This is a genomic window from Ottowia pentelensis, from assembly GCF_964341695.1.
In genome coordinates, this window is record NZ_OZ224513.1 from 2,545,899 (window position 1) to 2,564,230 (window position 18,332).

The following is an 18,332-nucleotide window of genomic DNA, read 5'->3' on the forward strand; positions in this document are numbered from 1 at the left end:
ATGTCCAACCTCAGCTACCGCCAGTTCTGCCCCGTGGCCATGGCCGCCGAGGTGCTGTGCAACCGCTGGACGCTGCTGCTGGTGCGCGAGCTGATGCTGGGCTCCAGCCACTTCAACGACCTGCGCCGCGGCGTGCCGCGCATGTCCTCGGCCCTGCTGGCCAAGCGGCTGAAAGAGCTGCAGGCCTGCGGCATCGTGGCGCGCACGGCGCCGGCGCGCGCCGCCGACGCGCACCAGTACCACCTGACGGCGGCCGGCCAGGAGCTGCGCCCGATCGTCGAGGCCGTGGGCGTGTGGGGCCAGCGCTGGGTGACGACCGAGGCCACGCTGCGCCACCTGGACGCCAACCTGCTGATGTGGGACATCCGCCGCAACGTGCGGCCCGAGCCGGCGCCGGCGGCGCGCACCACCATCGAATTCATCTTCGGCGACCGCGTGCCGCCCGAGCGCAACTACTGGCTGCTGGTGGAGCGCGGGCACGAGCCCGACCTGTGCACCGTGGACCCCGGCTTCGACGTCGATCTGTACGTCAGCACCGACCTGCGCACGCTGACCGAAGTGTGGCTGGGCTACAGCGACTGGCCGCGCGCCCTGCACAGCGGCGCGCTGCGCCTGACCGGCCCGCCCGAGCGCGCGGCACAACTGCGCGCCTGGCTGCCGGGCAGCCCGTTTGCGGCGGTGGCCAAGCAGGCGGCGTGAGGCCGAGGCGTCGGTGCGGGGGCCTTTGCACGTAAAATCTGGTTGATTCAACCAATTTTCAAAAGGCCCGCCATGACCGCTGCCGCCATCGGCCTGTTCGAGGCCAAGACTCACCTGAGCGAGCTGGTCGCCCGCGCCGAGCGTGGCGAGGAGGTGATCATCACGCGCCACAACAAGCCGGTGGCCAAGATCGTGCCCATCACCAGCGCGCCGGCGCACGTGGCGGAGGACATTCCGCCCTTCATCCAGCGCACCCACGACATGGGCGTGCCGAAAATGGATCTGCGCCAGGCCAACCAGCTGCTGGGCGACATGGATGCCGAGGAGTTTCTCAGGTTGCAGGCGCGCCTGGAGGTCGAGCGCCAGCAGGGCAAGTCCTGACGCCCATGAAGCTGCCTGACACCAACCTGCTGATCCACGCGGCCAATCCGCTCAGTCCCGACCATGCAATCGCCCGCGCTGCATTGGATGACGCGGTGCGAGAGCCGGCCGGTATCGGCTTGGCGTGGCTGCCGCTGGTGGGTTTCGTGCGCTTGTCCACGATGGCGCGCGTCATGCCCAAACCGCTGTCGGTGGCCGACGCGCTGGGCGATGTGCAAGGCTGGCTGGAGCACCCCAACGCCCGCCTGCTGCAGCCGGGCGCGCGCCACATGGACATCTTGGCGCGCCTGCTGCTGGAATGCGGCACGGCAGGCAACCTCACCAACGACGCCCACATCGCCGCCATCGCCATCGAACACGACGCGGAGGTGCTGACCTTCGACAAAGACTTCGCCCGATTCACCGGACTTCGCTATCAATTGCTGAGCTGACTACGCTTGCTGGACAAGCGCTGCAGGTCAAAAACGTTTATGAAAACCAGCCAACCTCCCATGTCGGTCGCCGACATCCGCCAGAGCTTTCTGGACTTCTTCGTCAGCAAGGGCCACACCGTGGTGCCCTCCAGCCCGCTGGTGCCCGCCAACGACCCGACGCTGATGTTCACCAACAGCGGCATGGTGCAGTTCAAGGACGTGTTCCTCGGCACCGACCAGCGCCCCTACAAGCGCGCGACCAGTGTGCAGGCCTGCCTGCGCGCCGGCGGCAAGCACAACGACCTGGAAAACGTGGGCTACACCGCGCGCCACCACACCTTCTTCGAGATGCTGGGCAACTGGAGCTTCGGCGACTACTTCAAGCGCGAGTCGATCGAATGGGGCTGGGAGCTTTTGACCCAGGTCTACCAGCTGCCGGCCGAGCGGCTGCTGGCCACCGTCTACCACGAGGACGACGAGGCCTACGACATCTGGACGAAGGTGATCGGCCTGCCGCCCGAGCGCGTGATCCGCATCGGCGACAACAAGGGCGGCAAGTACAAGAGCGACAACTTCTGGATGATGGCCGACACCGGGCCGTGCGGGCCGTGCAGCGAGATTTTCTACGACCACGGCCCCGAAATCCCCGGTGGCCCGCCCGGATCGCCCGACGAGGACGGCGACCGCTTCATCGAGATCTGGAACCACGTGTTCATGCAGTTCGACATGGCCGAGGACGGCAGCGTGACCCGTCTGCCCGCGCCCTGCGTGGACACCGGCATGGGCCTGGAGCGACTGGCCGCCATCCTGCAGCACGTGCACAGCAACTATGAGATCGACCTGTTCCAGGCGCTGATCGCCGCCGCCGCGCGCGAGACGCACACCAGCGACCTGGCCAACCCCTCGCTCAAGGTGATCGCCGACCACATCCGCGCCACGTCCTTTCTGGTCAGCGACGGCGTGATCCCCGGCAACGAGGGCCGCGGCTACGTGCAGCGGCGCATCATCCGCCGCGCCATCCGCCACGGCTACAAGCTGGGGCAAAAGACGCCCTTCTTCCACAAGCTGGTGGCGCCGCTGGTGGCGCAGATGGGCGCCGCCTATCCGCGCCTGAAGGAGCAGCAGGCGCACATCACCAGCGTGCTCAAGGCCGAGGAGGAGCGCTTCTTCGAGACGCTGGCGCATGGCATGGAAATCCTCGATGCCGCACTGGCCGGCGGCGCCAAGACGCTGCCGGGCGAGGTGGCCTTCAAGCTGCACGACACCTACGGCTTTCCGCTGGACCTGACCAACGACGTGTGCCGCGAGCGCGGCGTGACGGTCGATGAGGCCGGCTTCGACGCCGCCATGCAGCACCAGAAGGACACGGCGCGCGCGGCGGGCAAGTTCAAGATGGACAAGGCGCTGGCCTACGAGGGCGCGGCCAACACCTTCACCGGCTACGATCATCTGGCGGAAACTGCAAAAATCATAGCGCTCTACGCAGACGGCACGCCGGCTCAAGAGCTGAAAGTCGGACAAAACGGCGTGGTGGTGCTGAACGTGACGCCGTTCTACGCCGAGTCGGGCGGCCAGGTGGGCGACGCGGGCCTCATCAGCGCAGGCGGCGCGCGCTTTGCCGTCAACGACACGCAGAAGATCAAGGCCGAGGTGTTCGGCCACCACGGCAGGCTCGAAGCCGGCGTGCTCAAGGTCGGCGACACGGTGCAGGCGCAGGTCGACACCGCGCGCCGCGCCGCCACCATGCGCAACCACAGCGTCACGCACCTGATGCACAAGGCGCTGCGCGAGGTGCTGGGCGCGCACGTGCAGCAAAAGGGCTCGCTGGTCGATGCCGAGAAGACGCGCTTCGACTTTGCGCACAACGCGCCCGTCACCCCCGCGCAGATCCAGGAGATCGAGCAGCGCGTGAACGCCGAGGTGCTGGCCAACACCGCCACCCAGGCACGCGTGATGGACATCGAGAGCGCGCATAAGACCGGCGCCATGATGCTGTTCGGCGAGAAGTACGGCGACACCGTGCGCGTGCTCGACATCGGCTCCAGCCGCGAACTGTGCGGTGGCACGCACGTGACGCGCACCGGTGACATCGGCCTGTTCAAGATCGTCGGCGAAAGCGGCGTGGCTGCCGGCGTGCGACGCGTGGAAGGCGTGACCGGCACCAACGCCCTGGCCTATCTGCAAGGACTGGAAGCCACGGTGCACGAGGCGGCGGGCGCACTCAAGACCCCGAGCACCGAGCTGACCCAGCGCATCGCCGGCACGCTCGATCACGTGCGGGCGCTGGAAAAGGAAGTGGCCCAGCTCAAGGGCAAGCTGGCCTCGTCGCAGGGCGACGAGCTGGTCGGTCAAGCTGCGGAGGTCAAAGGCATCAAGGTGCTGGCCGCCACCCTGCCCGGCGCCGACGCCAAGACCCTGCGCGAGACCATGGACAAGCTGAAAGACAAGCTGAAGTCCGCCGCCATCGTGCTGGCCGCCGTCGATGGTGACAAGGTGCAGCTGGCCGCCGGCGTGACCAAGGCCGAGACGGGCAAGATCCAGGCCGGCGAGCTGGTCAACTTCGTCGCCCAGCAGGTGGGTGGCAAGGGCGGCGGCAAGCCCGACCTGGCGATGGCGGGTGGCAGCGATGCGGCCGGCCTGCCCCGGGCACTGGCCTCGGTGCAGGGCTGGGTGGCCGAGCGCACGTGATGCCCACCCGGCGCCAGGCCTTGGCCGGCCTGCTGCTGGCCGACGTGCTGCCCGGCGCCCGCGCGCAGAACGTCAGCAAGCCCTGGCCCGCCGGCCAGGTCGTGCCGCCGCTGGCCGCCACCGACCTGAACGGCCGGCCGTGGGACTTGACGGCCCTGCGCGGACGCGCCGTGCTGATCAACTTCTGGGCCACCTGGTGCGCGCCCTGCAAGGAGGAGATGCCCACCTTGCAGACCCTGGCCGACTTGGAGGGCGAGCGTCTGGCGGTGCTGGCCGTCAACGTGCGCGAGCCGCTGCCGCGCGTGCGCCGCTACGTGCAGTCCAGCGGCCTGACACTGACCGTGCTGCCCGACCCCAAGGGGGAGATCACCCGCGCATGGGGCACGACGGTGTTTCCGTCCACCGTGCTGGTCGACGCGCGAGGCCAGGCACGCCAGATCATCCGCGGCGCGGTGGACTGGACGGGCGAGCCGGCCCTGAGCTGGATCAAGGCCCTGGGCGGATAATCGCCCGGCCGCGCGCTGCCCGTCAGCGCCGGCCACCGGCCTTCGGGGCATTGGCGTTGGCGATTGGATCGCCCGCCTCGTGTGCGCCGACCGGTGTTTCCTGACCAACCGGAGTTCTCTGCATGAACTTGCATCGCCGTGCCCTCATCGGGCGCGCGGCAGGCCTCGGCCTTGCCGCCAGCCTGCCCCCGCCTTTGCCGCCGCCGCGCCGGCACTCTCGTCCGCCCCTCGCTTTGCCCCCCAGTCGGGCGACTGGCGCACCTTCGATCTCACCACCCGCCTCGACCTGCCCGCCACAGCCGGCGCCACGCGCGCCTGGGTGCCGCTGCCCTCGGTGCAAACCGGCTGGCAGCTGCCGCTGGGCGACCGCTTTGCCAGCAACGGCCAGGCGCGCATCGTCACCGATGGCGCGCAGGGCGTGCGCCTGGTGGCCGTGGATTTTGCCGGCGGCCTGCCCCAACCTTTTGTCGAAGTCACCAGCCGCGTGCGCACCCAAAGCCGCACGCCGGGCGCGCAGCGCGTGCCCGACGACGCCAGCACGCTGCGCGAGGCGCTTCGGCCCACGCGCCTGCTGCCCACCGACGGCATCGTGCGCGAGACCGCCCTGCAAGCCACGCGCGGCGCACGCAGCGACGAGGCCAAGGTGCGCGCCCTGTACGACTGGGTGGTGGTCAACGCCTGGCGCGAGCCCGAGGTCAAGGGCTGCGGCGAGGGCGACATCAAGACCATGCTGGAGACCGGCAACCTGGGCGGCAAGTGCGCCGACATCAACGCGCTGTTCGTCGGCCTGTGCCGCGCCGTGGGCGTGCCCGCGCGCGACGTGTACGGCATTCGCCTGGCGCCCTCGGCCTTTGGCTACAAGCAGCTGGGCAGCGGCTCGGCCAGGCTGAGCGGCGCGCAGCACTGCCGCGCCGAGGTGTACCTGCAGGCGCGCGGCTGGACGGCGATGGACCCGGCCGACGTAGCCAAGGTGATGCGCCAGGAAACGCCCGCATGGATCAAGCGCACCGACGACCCGCTGATCGCCCCGGTGTATGCCGGCCTGTTCGGCGCCTGGGAGGGCAACTGGATGGCCTACAACACGGCGCACGACGTCAAGCTGCCGGGCAGCGCCGGCGATGCGCTGGGCTTCGTGATGTACCCGATGGCCGAAGACGCCGACGGCTGGCTGGATCAATACGACCCGGCAACCTTCACCTACGTCATATCGGCGCGCGAAGTGAGCGCCTGATGCAAAACGCCCCGCCGAGTGGCGGGGCGTTGCGCTCGATTCACTCGGAGCGCGGCGGTGGCGCGGGCGCTCGCACCTCGCGCCAGCCCACGTCCTGCACGCCGGTTTCCATCGACGCGCCGGTGGCCTGCGCGGCGTCGGCGCGCGGGGTGGCGGATGCGCCCTGGCGTGCCGGGCGCTGCGGCCAGTGCTGGCGCGCCATGGCGCGGTAGCGCTGCCACAGCAGGGTGACGGTGGCCGGGCGGCCGGTGATCCAGCCGGCGACCAGGCTGTAGAGCACCATCACGGCCAGCCAGAACAGCAGGCTGACGACGAACACCAGGCCCAGCATCATCAGCACGATCCAGCCCAGCCAACCCATGACGCGGCCGAGCAAGCGCTCCAGCGGGTTGGCGCGCGATGCCGCCGAGGGCGGCAGGTATCCGTAGGGGGTGTGGGTCATGATCGTTCAGATGCGGGCCGGGGCCACAAGTTCAAGGCAGGCGCTCCAGAGCATGAATATAGGCCGGCCTGCGCATCAGCGCATCCCAGTCGGGCGCATCACCCTGCGGCAGCAGGGCCATGCGCCGCTGCGCGCTGGCGGCGCCGGGCTGCCAGCGGCCCTGCAGCTGGGCGCGCGCCAGGGCGTCGATGGTGTCGTCGATGACCGCGCCCTGCCCCAGCGACTGGTTGCACAGCAGGGTCAGATCGCAGCCCGCATCCAGCGCGGCCAGCACGGCATCAAAGGGGCTGACGGTGCGGCCCTCGATCTGGCGCGCGCCGGCCATGCTGAGGTCGTCGCTGACGATGGCGCCGTCGAAACCCAGCCGCTGGCGCAGGATGGCCTGCAGCCAGCGCCTGGAAAAGCCCGCCGGGCGGCGGTCGACCTTGCTGTAGATCACGTGCGCCGGCATGACGGCGCGCAGGCTGCTGGCCAGCCAGCCGTAGGGCGCGGCATCCTGCTGCAGGATGGCCTTGAGCGGGCGCGCGTCGCGCGGCAGCTCGGTGTGCGAGTCGGCCGCGACGAAGCCGTGGCCGGGAAAGTGCTTGCCGCAGTGCGCCATGCCGGCCAGCAGCAGGCCGTGCATCAGGCCCTTGGCCAGCAGGGTGACCACGCGTGCGTCGGCGTGCAGGGCGCGGTCGCCGATGACGCTGCTGGGCCCCCAATCGAGGTCGAGCACGGGGGCAAACGACAGATCGACGCCGCAGGCGCGCAGCTCGGCGCCCAGCACGTGGCCGCAGGCGGTGGCGGCGTCCTGCGCGCGCATGGCGTCGCGCATCCACAGCTCGCCCAGCCGGCGCATGGGCGGCAGGTGGGTGAAGCCGCCCTGGCGAAAGCGCTGCACGCGCCCGCCTTCGTGGTCGACGGCGATCAGCAGGTCGGGCCGCACGCGCTTGACGGCCGCGCACAGGGCGGTGAGTTGCGCGCGGCTGTCCCAGTTGCGCGCGAACAGGATCAGCCCGCCCACCAGCGGGTGCGCCAGGCGCTGGCGGTCCACCGCCGTCAACGCGGTGCCGGCGATGTCGACGATGAGCGGGGCGTGCTCGGGCATCGGTCAGAAGAACAGCCAGGTGACGAGCAGGAACAGCGGGATCAGGATGCCCCCGCTCCAGGCCATGTAGCCGAAGAAGCTGGGCATCTTCACGCCGCGGTCCTCGGCGATGGCCTTGACCATCAGGTTGGGCGCGTTGCCGATGTAGGTGTTGGCGCCCATGAACACGGCGCCGGCGCTGATGGCCGCCAGGGTGCTGGCCAGCGGCCCCATCAGGTGCGCCGCGTCGCCGCCCGCGGTGTTGAAGAACACGAGGTAGGTCGGCGCGTTGTCCAGGAAGGAGCTGAGCACGCCGGTGGCCCAGAAGTAGGCCGCCGGGTTGGGCGTGCCGTCGGCGTGGGTGACCGCCTTGACGATGGCGCCGAAGGGCCCGTCCTCGCCCGCCTGCAGCATGGCGATGACCGGAATGATGGTCAGGAAGATGCCGGCGAACAGCTTGCCCACCTCCTGCATCGGCCCCCAGTCGAACTGGTTGGACTCGTGCACCGCGCGCGGCGTGATGGCGATCGACACCGCCGTGACCACGATCAGGCCGACGTCGCGCACCAGTCCCGGCAGGCCGACGGCGGTGCCCATGACGTCGAACGACACCGGGCTGGCCCACATGCCGCTCAGCAGCACCAGCGCCACCACCACGCCCAGCAGCACGAAGTTGACGGCGCCGTCGAAGCCGAACGTCGGCGTGTCGGGCGTGGGGTCGGGCCGCGTCACGCCCTGCTTGCGGTACAGGTGGCGGTCGAGGACGTAGAACAGCGCCAGCAGCACCACCGTCATGAACAGGGTTTCGCGGTAGATGTTCTCGAGCGTCCAGAAGAAGCCGACGCCCTTGAGAAAGCCCAGGAACAGCGGCGGGTCGCCCAGCGGCGTGAGCGAGCCACCGATGTTGCTGACGATGAAGATGAAGAACACCACCACGTGCGCGCAGCTGGGGCGGTTGTCGTTGGCGCGGATCAGCGGGCGGATCAGCAGCATGGACGCGCCCGTGGTGCCCATGAAGCTGGCCAGCACCGCGCCGATGGCCAGGATGGCGGTGTTCAGCTGCGGCGTGCCGTGCAGGTTGCCGCGGATGTAGATGCCGCCCGAGACGGTGAACAGCGCCGTCAGCAGCAGGATGAAGGGGATGTATTCGGCCACCAGCGCATGCACCAGGCCGGCCAGTGCCGTGTGCGCGCCGAACACCGCCGCGAAGGGCAGCAGAAAGGCCAGCGACCAGGCGGCGGCGATCTTGCCGAAGTGGTGGTGCCAGAAGTGCGGGCCGACCAGCGGCCAGACGGCGATCGACAGCAGGATGCCGACAAAGGGCAGGCCCCACAGGGCCGACAGCTGGCGGCCGTCGAGCCCGGCCGCGTGGGCGGGCGCGGCCAGCGCCAGCAGCGCGGGCGCCAGCCACCACGCGGGGGCCAGTGCCTTGCGCAGGCATTTGGGTTGGGCGGCGTGGCAGGAAGTGGTCGGCACAGTCATTTTCAGGTCAAATCAGGCCATAGCGCTTATGGAGTGTGCGCTATTAGCTATATAAATAATAGTATCAGAGCATCACCGGCGCGGTGCGGATGACCGGGCCGCTGCCGGGCGCGGGCGGCGCCGGCAGGTCGAACACCTGGCGCAGGTAGTTCAGGTAGCCCTCGTCCTCCACCATGGTCTTGCCGGGCGTGTCCGAGATCTTGGCCACCGGCTGGCCGTTGCACTGCACCATCTTCAGCACCAGCTGCAGCGCGTCGGGGCCGACGTCGTTGGTCAGGTTGGTGCCGACGCCGAAGGCCACCTGCACGCGGCCGTGAAAGCGCTCGAACAACTCGATGCAGCGCGGAATGGTCAGGCCGTCGCTGAAGATCAGCGTCTTGGCGCGCGGGTCGCAGCGGTTGGCCTTGTAGTGCTCGATCATGCGCTCGCCCCACAGGAAGGGGTCGCCCGAGTCGTGGCGCGCGCCGTCGAACAGCTTGCAGAAGTACATGTCGAAGTCGCGCAGGAAGGCGTTCATGCCGTACACGTCGGACAGCGCGATGCCCAGGTCGCCCCGGTACTCCTGCGCCCACTTCTCGAAGCCGAACACCTGCGTGTCGCGCAGGCGCGGGCCCAGCGCCTGGCAGGCCTGCAGGTATTCGTGCGCCATGGTGCCCATGGGGCGCAGGCCCAGGTCGCGCGCGAACAGCACGTTGCTGGTGCCGGTGAGCTGGCCCGCGTCGCCGGTGCCCAGGCGATCCTGCAGCGTCTGCAGCACCTCGCGCTGCCAGGCACGCGAAAAGCGCCGGCGCGTGCCGTAGTCGGCGATCTTCAGCTGCTCCAGGCCCGGCGCCTTCAAGAGCTCGATCTTGGCCGCCAGGCGCCGGCGGCCCTCGGCCAGGTCCAGCCGCGGCTGCGTGTTGCGAAAGTAGACCTCGCTGATGATGGCCAGCACCGGAATCTCGAACAGGATGGTGTGCAGCCAGGGCCCGCGCACGCGGATGTCGAGCTCGCCGTTGTCCAGCGGCGTCAGCGTGATGTGCTTTTCGCTCAGGCGAAACAGGCCCAGGAAGTCGATGAAGTCGCTCTTGATGAAGCGCATGCCGCGCATGTAGGCCAGCTCGTCCTCGGCAAAGCGCAGGCTGCACAGCGAGCGCAGCTCGTCGTGGATCTCGTGGATGTAGGGCGTCAGCTGCACGCCGGGCGTGCGGCACTTGAACTTGTACTCGACCTCGGCGCCCGGAAACTGATGCAGCACCGCCTGCATCATGGTGAACTTGTACAGGTCGGTGTCGAGCAGGCTTTCAATGATCATGGCGGGCTGGTCTCATCGGTCTGGGGGGCGTGGCCCAGTGTAGCGCCCGGCCACGCGCTCAATCGAGCCAGCGCGTGAAGCGCTCGACGTCCTCGCGCGGCGTCTCGAAGCCGTTGACCGGCGCCTGCTCGTCGGGCCAGCCCAGCGCCATGGCGCACACCAGCTTCTCGTCGGCCCCCGCGCCCACGTGCGGCAGGATGATGGAGCCGTAGTGGTTCCACGCCGCCTGCGGGCAGCTGTGCAGGCCGCGGGCGCGCGCGGCCACCATGACGTTCTGCAGGAACATGCCGTAGTCCAGCAGCGAGCCTGCGCCCATCACGCGGTGGATGGTGAAGATCAGCCCCACCGGCGCGTCGAAGAACTGGTAGTTGCGCCGGTGCTGCGCGTGCATCTTGTCCTTGTCGCCCTTGGCGATGCCCAGCAGGCCGTACAGGCTCCAGCCGTTCTGGCGCCGCCGCCCCAGGTAGGGCTCGATCCACTGGCTGGGGTAGTAGTCGTATTCGGCGCGGTAGCGCGCGGCCAGTTGCGGGTCGGCCGCGCCGGCGTCGTAGGCGGCGCACACCTGCGTCACCAGCGCAGCGCGCGACGCGCCCTGCAGCACGTAGACCTGCCAGGGCTGGGCGTTGGTGCCCGAGGGCGCGCGCGCGGCCACGCGCAGGATGTCGGCGACCGTCTGGCGCGGCACCGGCGTGGGCGCGAAGGCGCGCACGCAAAAGCGGTTCTCGATGGCGGCGTCGACGCTGGCCGGATCGACGATGGGGGCGTTCAGCTGGGACATGGTGGCGAAAAAATGGACAGGCGCGCCTTGCATGCGATGGCCCGCCATTCTGCCAGCGGCCTTCCGCGGCACCCGCCGAGCACGGGGCGCCACGCCGCGCCCGGCCGGCGTTAGACCGTCGCATCTAAAAATGCTGCGGCGCAGCAAAATGCCTTGCTTTGCTACGGGAAACCCCTAAAATTCAACCCATGCTGCACTGCAACATAAAGAAGTGGTTGAAGGGCGGCATTCATACCAAGTTAAACCCTTCCACCGTGACCAGGAGATTCCCATCATGCTGACCCCCGAACAATTCGTCGCCTCGCAAAAAGCCAACCTCGAGACCCTCAACGGCCTGACCAACAAGGCTTTCGAAGGCGTCGAGAAGCTGGTCGAGCTGAACCTGCAAGCCACCAAGGCCGCGCTGGCCGAGTCGCAATCGCACGCCCAGGCCCTGCTGTCGGTCAAGGACGCGCAAGAGCTGCTGAGCATCCAGGCCAGCCTGTTCCAGCCGCTGGCCGAGAAGGCCGCCGCCTACAGCCGTCATCTGTATGACATCGCTTCGGGCACCAGCAGCGAGTTCAGCAAGGCTTTCGAAACCCGCGTGGCCGAAGGCCAGGCCCAGTTCGCCTCGCTGGTGGACAGCGCCGCCAAGAACGCCCCCGCCGGCTCCGACACCGCCGTCGCCATGATGAAGAGCGCCGTGGCTGCCGCCAACAACGCCTTCGAATCGGTGCAAAAGGCCGTCAAGCAAGCCTCCGACATGGCCGAAGCCAACTTCAACGCCGTGGCCACCAGCGCCACCAACGCCGCGAAGAACGCCACCGTCGTGTCCGCCAAGAAGCGCTGATCGACCGCCGCCGGCGCGCCCTCACCCGGCGCCCGGCTCGACGCTCGGCTGGCCCCGGCCGGCCGAGCGCCCAGAAACAAGGGCAGGCACGCCCACCGGCACGTGCCCTTGTTTCTGGGTGATGCAGGCACCCGAACGCTTGTCTCCTCGGATCCTTTCGCAGCCCTTCGCGGGCTCAGGGATCCCTTCAAGGGCTGATCGCAAGATCAGCCCTTTTTTGTCGATTGCGCCCGAAGGCTCGGCCCCATCGAAGCGACCAGAACTTGATCCAGCACAAGCCCCAATAACGAGAACAATTCTCGTTTGCGTTATCATCACCGGCAAGCCGATCCGGTTTTCCTTGTACCGAGAGACCCCTTCCCCACCATGAAAAAACTGCTTCTCCTGGCCGCTGCCACGCTCGCCCTGGCCGCCGGCGCGGCGCACGCGCAAGAGCCCGCCGTCCTCAACCTGTATTCGGCGCGCCACTACGCGTCGGACGAGCAGTTGTACGACGGCTTCACCCAGGCCACGGGCATCAAGATCAACCGCGTGGACGCCGACGACGCCGGCATCATCGCGCGGCTGAAGGCCGAGGGCAGCGCCTCGCCGGCCGACGTGATCCTGCTGGTGGACGCGGCGCGCCTGTGGCGCGGCGAGCACGACGGGCTGTTTGCACCCATCCACTCCAAGCTGCTGGACGAGGCCATCCCGGCCAGCCTGCGCGCGCAGCCGACGGCCGACGGCGGCGTGGCGTGGTTCGGCTTTTCGACCCGCGCGCGCGTGATCGTGTACGACAAGCTGCGCGTGCAGCCGGCCGACGTGGCCACTTACGCCGACCTGGGCGACCCGAAGAACAAGGGCAAGCTGTGCATCCGCAGCGGCTCGCACCCCTACAACCTGAGCCTGTTCGGCGCGCAGCTGGAGCACATGGGCGCCGAGAAGACCGAGGCCTGGCTCAAGGGCATGGTGGCCAACATGGCGCGCGCGCCCAAGGGCGGCGACACCGACCAGATCAAGGCCGTGGCGGCGGGCGAATGCCAGATCGCCGTGACCAACAGCTACTACCTGGCGCGCCTGATCCGCTCGGCCAAGCCCGAGGACCGCGCGGTGGCCGAAAAGGTGGGCGTGGTGTTTCCCAACCAGGCCAGCTGGGGCACTCATGTGAACATCGCCGGCGCGGCCGTGGCGCGCCACGCCAAGCACCCGGGCAACGCCGTCAAGTTTCTCGAATACCTGGCCAGCCCGGCGGCGCAGAACTATTTCGCCAACGGCAACAACGAGTGGCCGGTGGCCAAGGGTGTGCTGACCGACAACCCCGCGCTCAAGGCCATGACCGGCGGCAGCGGCACCTTCAAGGCCGAGACCATTCCGGTCAGCAAGGTGGGCGAGCACCAGGTGCAGGTGCAGCAGATGCTGGATCGCGTTGGCTTCAAGTAAGCCGGCCCAGAACGCACGATCTGCCACGGCGCCAACACGGCGCCGATTTTTCGATCGAATCGAGCTCGGGCGCCCGCCGATCAAGCGCAAAAAGCTATTGATTCGATAGCAAGCGCAGCAGCCGCCCGTCGCTGCTGTCGGTCAGCACGTAGAGCAGGCCGTCGGGCCCCTGGCGCACGTCGCGGATGCGCTGGCCCACGTCCTGCAGCAGTTGGTGCTCGGCCACCACCTTGCCGTCCTTCAGCTCGATGCGGTCCAGGTACTGGAACTTGAGCGAGCCGACGAACAGGTCGCCCCGCCACGCCGGGCCGTAGCGCTCGCTGGTCAAGAACGCCATGCCCGAGGGCGCGATCGAGGGCGTCCAGTGGTGCAGCGGCGGCTCCAGGCCGGGCGCGGCGCTCTGGCCCGCGCCCACCGGCGTGCCCTCGTAGTTGAGGCCGAAGCTCACCAGCGGCCAGCCGTAGTTCTTGCCGGCCTGCGGCAGGTTGATCTCGTCGCCGCCCATGGGGCCGTGCTCGTGCGTCCACAGCGTGCCGTCGGGCGCCAGCGCGGCGCCCTGCACGTTGCGATGGCCGTAGCTCCAGATCTCGGGCAAGGCGCCGGCGCGGCCGATGAAGGGGTTGTCGGCCGGCACGGCGCCGTCCTTGCCCACGCGCACGATCTTGCCCAGATGGTTGTCCAGCTTCTGCGCCGCATCGCGCTGCGAAAAGCGCTCGCCCAGGGTGAGAAACAGCGTGCCATCGGGCTTGCCGCCCACCATCCGCTCGACGATGCGGCAGCCGAAGTGCAGGCGGCTGGCCACCTTGGGCCGCTGGCTGAAAATCACGCGCACGTCCTCCAGCCGCGTCCCGTCGTCGGCCAGACGGGCGCGCGCCAGCGCCGTGCCGTTGCTGCCGCCGGCGCCGGGCTCGCTGAAGCAGAAGTAGATGCTGCGGTTGCGCGCGAAGTCCGAGTCGGTGACGACGTCCAGCAGCCCGCCCTGCCCGCCCGCAGCCACCGCGGGCACGCCGGACAGCGGCGGGCCCAGCGCGCCATCGGCCTGCACCACGCGCAGGCGGCCCGGCCGCTCGCTCACCAGAAAGCGCCCGCCGGGCAGGAAGGCAACGGCCCAGGGGTGCTCCAGCCCGCCCGCCACGGTCTGCACCCGCAGCGCGGGCGACTGCGCCGCCGCGCCCCCGCCGGCGGCCAGCAAGGCGCCCGCCACAAAGCCACGCAGCGCGGCCCGGCGCGGGTGCGAAACGATGCGGTCGATGGTTTGCCGGAACATGCGCCCATCATGCCGCGTCGGGCCCGATTTGTTAACTTTTTGGCCAAATTCGCTGGCGAAGCCTGAAACCAAGGGTAATCCCTGGGACGGAACGGATACCCCACCCCGGAATCGGCCGCTCTTTCCCCTACACTACGCCGGCCACATGGCAGGCAGTGGCACACCGTATTGCCCCGCGCCAAGGCCCTTGCAAGCCGCGGCAGACCCCAACACGAAGCGCTGGCTCACGGCGCCCGCACCGACCGGATCCATGCTCAAGTCCATCATCGTCGCGTCCGCCCTGCTTGCCGCCTGCGCCACCCCTGCTTTCGCCTCCCCCGTTGCCGACGATCCGGCTGCGCCCGCCACGCCCGCCAGCCTGAGCGCGCGGCTGGGCGACAGCATCCACCACGCGTCCGACCGCGCCAGCGGCCTGCTGGCCAACGCCCTCAGCGCCATCGGCGTGCCCTATCGCCGGGGCGGCAATTCGGCCGAGACCGGCTTCGACTGCAGCGGCTTCGTGCGCACCACGTTCGAGCAGGCGCTGGGCCTGGTGCTGCCGCGGCGCTCGCAGGAGCAGGCCGCGGCGACCGAAAAGATCGACAAGAAAGAGCTGCAGCCGGGCGACCTGGTGTTCTTCAACACCCTGCGCCGCGCCTACAGCCACGTGGGCATCTACCTGGGCGAGGGCAAGTTCATCCACGCGCCGCGCACCGGCGCGCGGGTGCGCGTGGAGAGCATGGACGTCAGCTACTGGCAAAAGCGCTTCAACGGCGCGCGCCGCGTGCTGGACGACAAGGCCACCGCCACCACCGCGGTCAGCGCCGACCCCGCCGCCGCCCCCGTGGCCCTGCGCGCATCCAGCGTGCTGACGCGCGACACCCCGGCTCCCAGCGCCGTGCGCCTGGGCGGCAGTGGCAGCCGTGCCACCAGCGAGCCCGCGCGCGAAGCAGTCTCGCCCGTCGACGACCAACGCGCTACCATGGCAAGCGTCATGACCGGCGACATCTGAAACACGGCGTGGCGCGGCGCCGCCGGCGGCGCCCACGCCAACGGTTTTACCTCCTCCAAAGGTACGGGCCCGCAAGGGCCCTCTTTTTTGGCGCCGGCGCCGGTCAATCGTCCTGCGCGTCCAGGCCCGGAAACAGCACCTCGGTAAAGCCGAAGCGCGTGAAGTCGCGCACCCGCATGGGGTAGAGCACGCCCTGCAGGTGATCGCACTCGTGCTGCACCACGCGGGCATGAAAGCCCTCGGCCTCGCGCTCGATCGCGTCGCCATAGACGTCTCTGCCGGCATAGCGGATGCGGCGCCAGCGCGGCACCACCGCGCGCAGGCCGGGCACCGACAGGCAGCCTTCCCAGCCTTCTTCTTCCTCATCCGACAGCGGCGTGACGACCGGGTTGCACAGCACCGTGCGCGGCACCACGGGCGCGTCGGGATAGCGCGGGTTGACCGCGTCGCTGCCGAAGATCACCAGCTGCAGGTCGACCCCGATCTGCGGCGCCGCCAGGCCGGCGCCGTCGGCCGCGCGCATGGTGTCCACCATGTCGAGCACCAGCGCGTGCAGCGCCGCGCTGTCGAAGGCCTCGACCGGGCGCGCCACGCGCAGCAGGCGCGCATCGCCCATCTTCAGGATGTCGCGGATCGCCACGTCCGGGGATCAACCCGCCCCTTCGATGCCCCGCAGGCGGTTCTGCGGCGCGCCGGGGTGCCAGTCGGGGTTGGAGCGCACCGGCGGGCGCACCGAGGGGGCGCTGGGCCGTGCCGGGCGATCCCACCCGCCCGGGCGCGGGCCGGGCTGGCCGCTCCAGCCGGGGCGCGGGCCGTTGTGGCCGCCGTTCCAGCCCGGGCGCGGACCGTCGCGGTCACCCCAGTTGGGACGGCGCGACCGGTCGCGCCAGCCGCGATGGTCGTTGTCGGACCAGCCGCCGTAGATGCCCAGCGACATGGACGGGCCGTAGTAGTACGGCGCCGAATAGGCCGGATAGGCCGGCGCGACGTAGGACGGGCCGTAGGGATAGGTCGTCACCGGCGTGCCGACGTCGTAGTACGGGTCCACCGGCGCCATCACGCAGCCGCCCAGCAGCAGCAGGGCCGCGGCGCCAACGCCCAGCAGCAGCCGGCCGCCACTGAAAGAAGAAGCCCGAGTTGTCATGGTGATACCTCCGCAATGAGCCCGGCGTGTCGCGGCCGGATCGTGCCAATCACTGTACGCGTGCGATGTAAACCCCGCATGAAGCGGCGCGCGCGCCGGTTTCAAGCCCAAAACGCGCCACGTCGCCGCCACGCCAACCCCACGCGGGCGGTCTTTCAAACACTTGCATCCGCCAGCCAGGCGGCACCGCGCACGCCCGACGAATCGCCATGCCGCGCCGGCCGCAGCGCGGTACGCACGACGTCGCTGAAGACATGCGGTGCCCACAGCGCGGGCACGCGCTCGAACAGCTCGGGCACCTGGCTCAGGCCACCGCCCAGCACGATCACCTGCGGGTCGAGCACATTGATGACCCCCGCCAGCGCCAGCGCCAAGCGGCGGGCATAGCGCTCGAACGTCGCCACGGCCACCGCGTCGCCGGCGCGCATGGCCGCCACGACCTGCTCGGCGCTGCACGCGCCGCCGCCCGCCTGCGCGTGATCCGCCGCCAGCGCCGGGCCCGACAGCCAGGCCTCCACGCAGTCGGGCCGACCGCACCAGCAGGTGCGAGCAACACGCTGCTCGCCCGCCAGCAGCGGCAGCCGGTTGTGCCCCCACTCGCCGGCAATGCCGTTGCAGCCCTGCAGCACGCGACCCTGCACCGCGATGCCCGCGCCCACGCCGGTGCCCAGGATGACGGCGAACACCACGTCGGCGCCCGCGCCCGCGCCGTCGGTGGCCTCGGACAGCGCCAGGCAGTTGGCGTCGTTCTCCAGCCGCACCGGACGCGCCAGCAGGCGCTGCAGGTCCTCGCGCAGCGGCTGGCCATTGAGCACCGTCGAATTGGCGTTGCGCACCCGGCCCGTCAGCGGCGACAGGCTGCCGGGAATGCCGATGCCCAGCGGCAGGCCGGTGGCGCCCAGCCGGGCTTCTGCGGCGGCGACCAGGCGGGCGATCGCGTCCAGCGTGGCCGCGTAGTCGCCCTGCGGCGTGGCCACGCGCTGGCGCAGCACGAACGCGCCCCGAGCATCCAGCGCGGCAATCTCGATCTTGGAGCCGCCCAGGTCGACACCCAGGCGCGGGCGTCGCGGCGCTATTTGGCCCACGGGCTGGTGCACCACTGTTGCTCGCACGGCACCCCGTCGCGATTGCCGTCCATCTTGGTGCCGGGGCAGTTCTGCAGAAAATACGTGGCCTCGGCGCACGAAGTCATTTGCGAGCACATCGTCCGGCCGTCGCAACGAAACGCCACTGTCGATGGCTGCGAGGGCGACACCGGGCCGTCTGTTGCGCTCAGGGGCGCGACGATCCCAGTTTGGCGGTTGCCATAAGCGGCCCACCATTGGGTACCCTTCCAGCCCAAAGCCACCATCAGAGCCAGCATGAGGGCCATGCCCACCCAGCGGCCAAAGCCGCCACCCCCGTCATCATCCCGATACTCGGTGCGGCGACGGATCACCCGGGGCACACCCGCAGGCTGTGCGCGGCCGGGCGCATCGGGCCGGCTTACACGGCGGGCCTGCTTGCGGCCCTGGGCGTCCAACGTCAGCTCGAAACTGACGCGATCGCCCTCGCGAGGGCGGTTGTCGGCACTGCGGTCGCCTGGCGCAAACGCGCTCACATGCACAAACACGCGTTCGCCACCTTGTACCGGCTCGATGAAGCCGAATCCGCGCTGATCGTCCCACTGTGCCAGGCGACCGTCGAAACGCATGACGCT

At 69.6% G+C, this 18,332-nt stretch carries 18 protein-coding genes and 1 pseudogene; 9 read left to right on the forward strand and 10 right to left on the reverse strand.

Going from position 1 to position 18,332, the window contains the following annotated elements; translation table 11 throughout:
* The 6 genes from ACWHMB_RS12335 (at position 1) to ACWHMB_RS12360 (ending at position 5,918) form a co-directional block, all read left to right on the forward strand.
* Entirely contained in the window at positions 1-699 is a 699-nt protein-coding gene (locus tag ACWHMB_RS12335; RefSeq protein ID WP_377478574.1) for a winged helix-turn-helix transcriptional regulator, read from the forward strand.
* Positions 700-771: 72 nt separating this feature from the next.
* Positions 772-1,080, forward strand: a complete 309-nt coding sequence (locus ACWHMB_RS12340) for a type II toxin-antitoxin system Phd/YefM family antitoxin (RefSeq protein WP_377478576.1) — start codon at positions 772-774, stop codon at positions 1,078-1,080.
* A 5-nt stretch (positions 1,081-1,085) separates the two neighbouring features.
* Positions 1,086-1,511 (forward strand): type II toxin-antitoxin system VapC family toxin, encoded by a 426-nt coding sequence (locus ACWHMB_RS12345; RefSeq protein ID WP_377478578.1) that lies wholly within the window; start codon positions 1,086-1,088, stop codon positions 1,509-1,511.
* Positions 1,512-1,550: 39 nt separating this feature from the next.
* A complete protein-coding gene (alaS, locus tag ACWHMB_RS12350) occupies positions 1,551-4,181 on the forward strand; it encodes an alanine--tRNA ligase (RefSeq protein WP_377478580.1) in 2,631 nt (876 codons plus the stop codon).
* Positions 4,181-4,687, forward strand: coding sequence for a TlpA family protein disulfide reductase (locus ACWHMB_RS12355; RefSeq protein ID WP_377478582.1), 507 nt, complete (start codon positions 4,181-4,183; stop codon positions 4,685-4,687). Before alaS ends, ACWHMB_RS12355 begins: the two co-directional genes overlap by 1 nt.
* Before the next feature lie 319 nt (positions 4,688-5,006).
* A complete protein-coding gene (locus ACWHMB_RS12360) occupies positions 5,007-5,918 on the forward strand; it encodes a transglutaminase-like domain-containing protein (protein ID WP_447648548.1) in 912 nt (303 codons plus the stop codon).
* Between the two features lie 40 nt (positions 5,919-5,958).
* Here the strand turns inward: ACWHMB_RS12360 and ACWHMB_RS12365 are convergent, their stop codons facing one another.
* The 5 genes from ACWHMB_RS12365 to ACWHMB_RS12385 all read right to left on the reverse strand — a co-directional run bounded on the left by ACWHMB_RS12365 (position 5,959) and on the right by ACWHMB_RS12385 (position 10,983).
* Complete coding sequence (locus ACWHMB_RS12365; RefSeq protein ID WP_377478586.1) at positions 5,959-6,360, reverse strand: hypothetical protein; 402 nt, start codon at positions 6,358-6,360, stop codon at positions 5,959-5,961.
* Between the two features lie 31 nt (positions 6,361-6,391).
* A complete protein-coding gene (gene nagZ, locus ACWHMB_RS12370; RefSeq protein ID WP_377478588.1) occupies positions 6,392-7,450 on the reverse strand; it encodes a beta-N-acetylhexosaminidase in 1,059 nt (352 codons plus the stop codon).
* 3 nt (positions 7,451-7,453) lie between these two features.
* On the reverse strand, positions 7,454-8,911 hold the full coding sequence (locus ACWHMB_RS12375; protein ID WP_377478590.1) for a sodium:proton antiporter: 1,458 nt from the start codon (positions 8,909-8,911) through the stop codon (positions 7,454-7,456).
* A 64-nt stretch (positions 8,912-8,975) separates the two neighbouring features.
* Positions 8,976-10,205 carry a nicotinate phosphoribosyltransferase gene (pncB, locus tag ACWHMB_RS12380; RefSeq protein ID WP_377478592.1) on the reverse strand — a complete coding sequence of 410 codons (1,230 nt, stop codon included), beginning with the start codon at positions 10,203-10,205 and terminating at the stop codon, positions 8,976-8,978.
* 58 nt (positions 10,206-10,263) lie between these two features.
* Positions 10,264-10,983 (reverse strand): nitroreductase, encoded by a 720-nt coding sequence (locus tag ACWHMB_RS12385; protein WP_377478594.1) that lies wholly within the window; start codon positions 10,981-10,983, stop codon positions 10,264-10,266.
* Positions 10,984-11,254: 271 nt separating this feature from the next.
* Between ACWHMB_RS12385 and ACWHMB_RS12390 the strand changes: the two genes are divergently transcribed.
* Together ACWHMB_RS12390 and ACWHMB_RS12395 are read left to right on the forward strand one after the other, a co-directional pair.
* Complete coding sequence (locus ACWHMB_RS12390) at positions 11,255-11,812, forward strand: phasin family protein (RefSeq protein WP_377479136.1); 558 nt, start codon at positions 11,255-11,257, stop codon at positions 11,810-11,812.
* Between the two features lie 366 nt (positions 11,813-12,178).
* Positions 12,179-13,231 carry an extracellular solute-binding protein gene (locus ACWHMB_RS12395; RefSeq protein ID WP_293223289.1) on the forward strand — a complete coding sequence of 351 codons (1,053 nt, stop codon included), beginning with the start codon at positions 12,179-12,181 and terminating at the stop codon, positions 13,229-13,231.
* 94 nt (positions 13,232-13,325) lie between these two features.
* Here ACWHMB_RS12395 and ACWHMB_RS12400 read toward each other — a convergent pair whose 3' ends face one another.
* Positions 13,326-14,498, reverse strand: coding sequence for a PQQ-dependent sugar dehydrogenase (locus tag ACWHMB_RS12400; protein WP_377478596.1), 1,173 nt, complete (start codon positions 14,496-14,498; stop codon positions 13,326-13,328).
* Positions 14,499-14,748: 250 nt separating this feature from the next.
* On the opposite strand from ACWHMB_RS12400, the pseudogene ACWHMB_RS12405 reads away from it, so the two are divergent.
* Positions 14,749-15,303: pseudogene (locus ACWHMB_RS12405) on the forward strand (C40 family peptidase); the annotation flags it as partial.
* Between the two features lie 289 nt (positions 15,304-15,592).
* On the opposite strand, the gene def reads toward ACWHMB_RS12405, so the two are convergent.
* From def to ACWHMB_RS12425, 4 genes are all read right to left on the reverse strand, one after another.
* On the reverse strand, positions 15,593-16,129 hold the full coding sequence (gene def / locus ACWHMB_RS12410; protein ID WP_293223291.1) for a peptide deformylase: 537 nt from the start codon (positions 16,127-16,129) through the stop codon (positions 15,593-15,595).
* Between the two features lie 9 nt (positions 16,130-16,138).
* Positions 16,139-16,633, reverse strand: a complete 495-nt coding sequence (locus ACWHMB_RS12415; protein WP_377478598.1) for a hypothetical protein — start codon at positions 16,631-16,633, stop codon at positions 16,139-16,141.
* 155 nt (positions 16,634-16,788) lie between these two features.
* Complete coding sequence (locus ACWHMB_RS12420; RefSeq protein WP_377478600.1) at positions 16,789-17,718, reverse strand: ROK family protein; 930 nt, start codon at positions 17,716-17,718, stop codon at positions 16,789-16,791.
* The gene (locus tag ACWHMB_RS12425; protein ID WP_293223297.1) at positions 17,706-18,326 is read right to left on the reverse strand and encodes a cold shock domain-containing protein; all 621 of its coding nucleotides are present in this window, start codon (positions 18,324-18,326) and stop codon (positions 17,706-17,708) included. The genes ACWHMB_RS12420 and ACWHMB_RS12425 overlap by 13 nt, the downstream gene beginning before the upstream one ends.
* Positions 18,327-18,332: the final 6 nt, after the last annotated feature.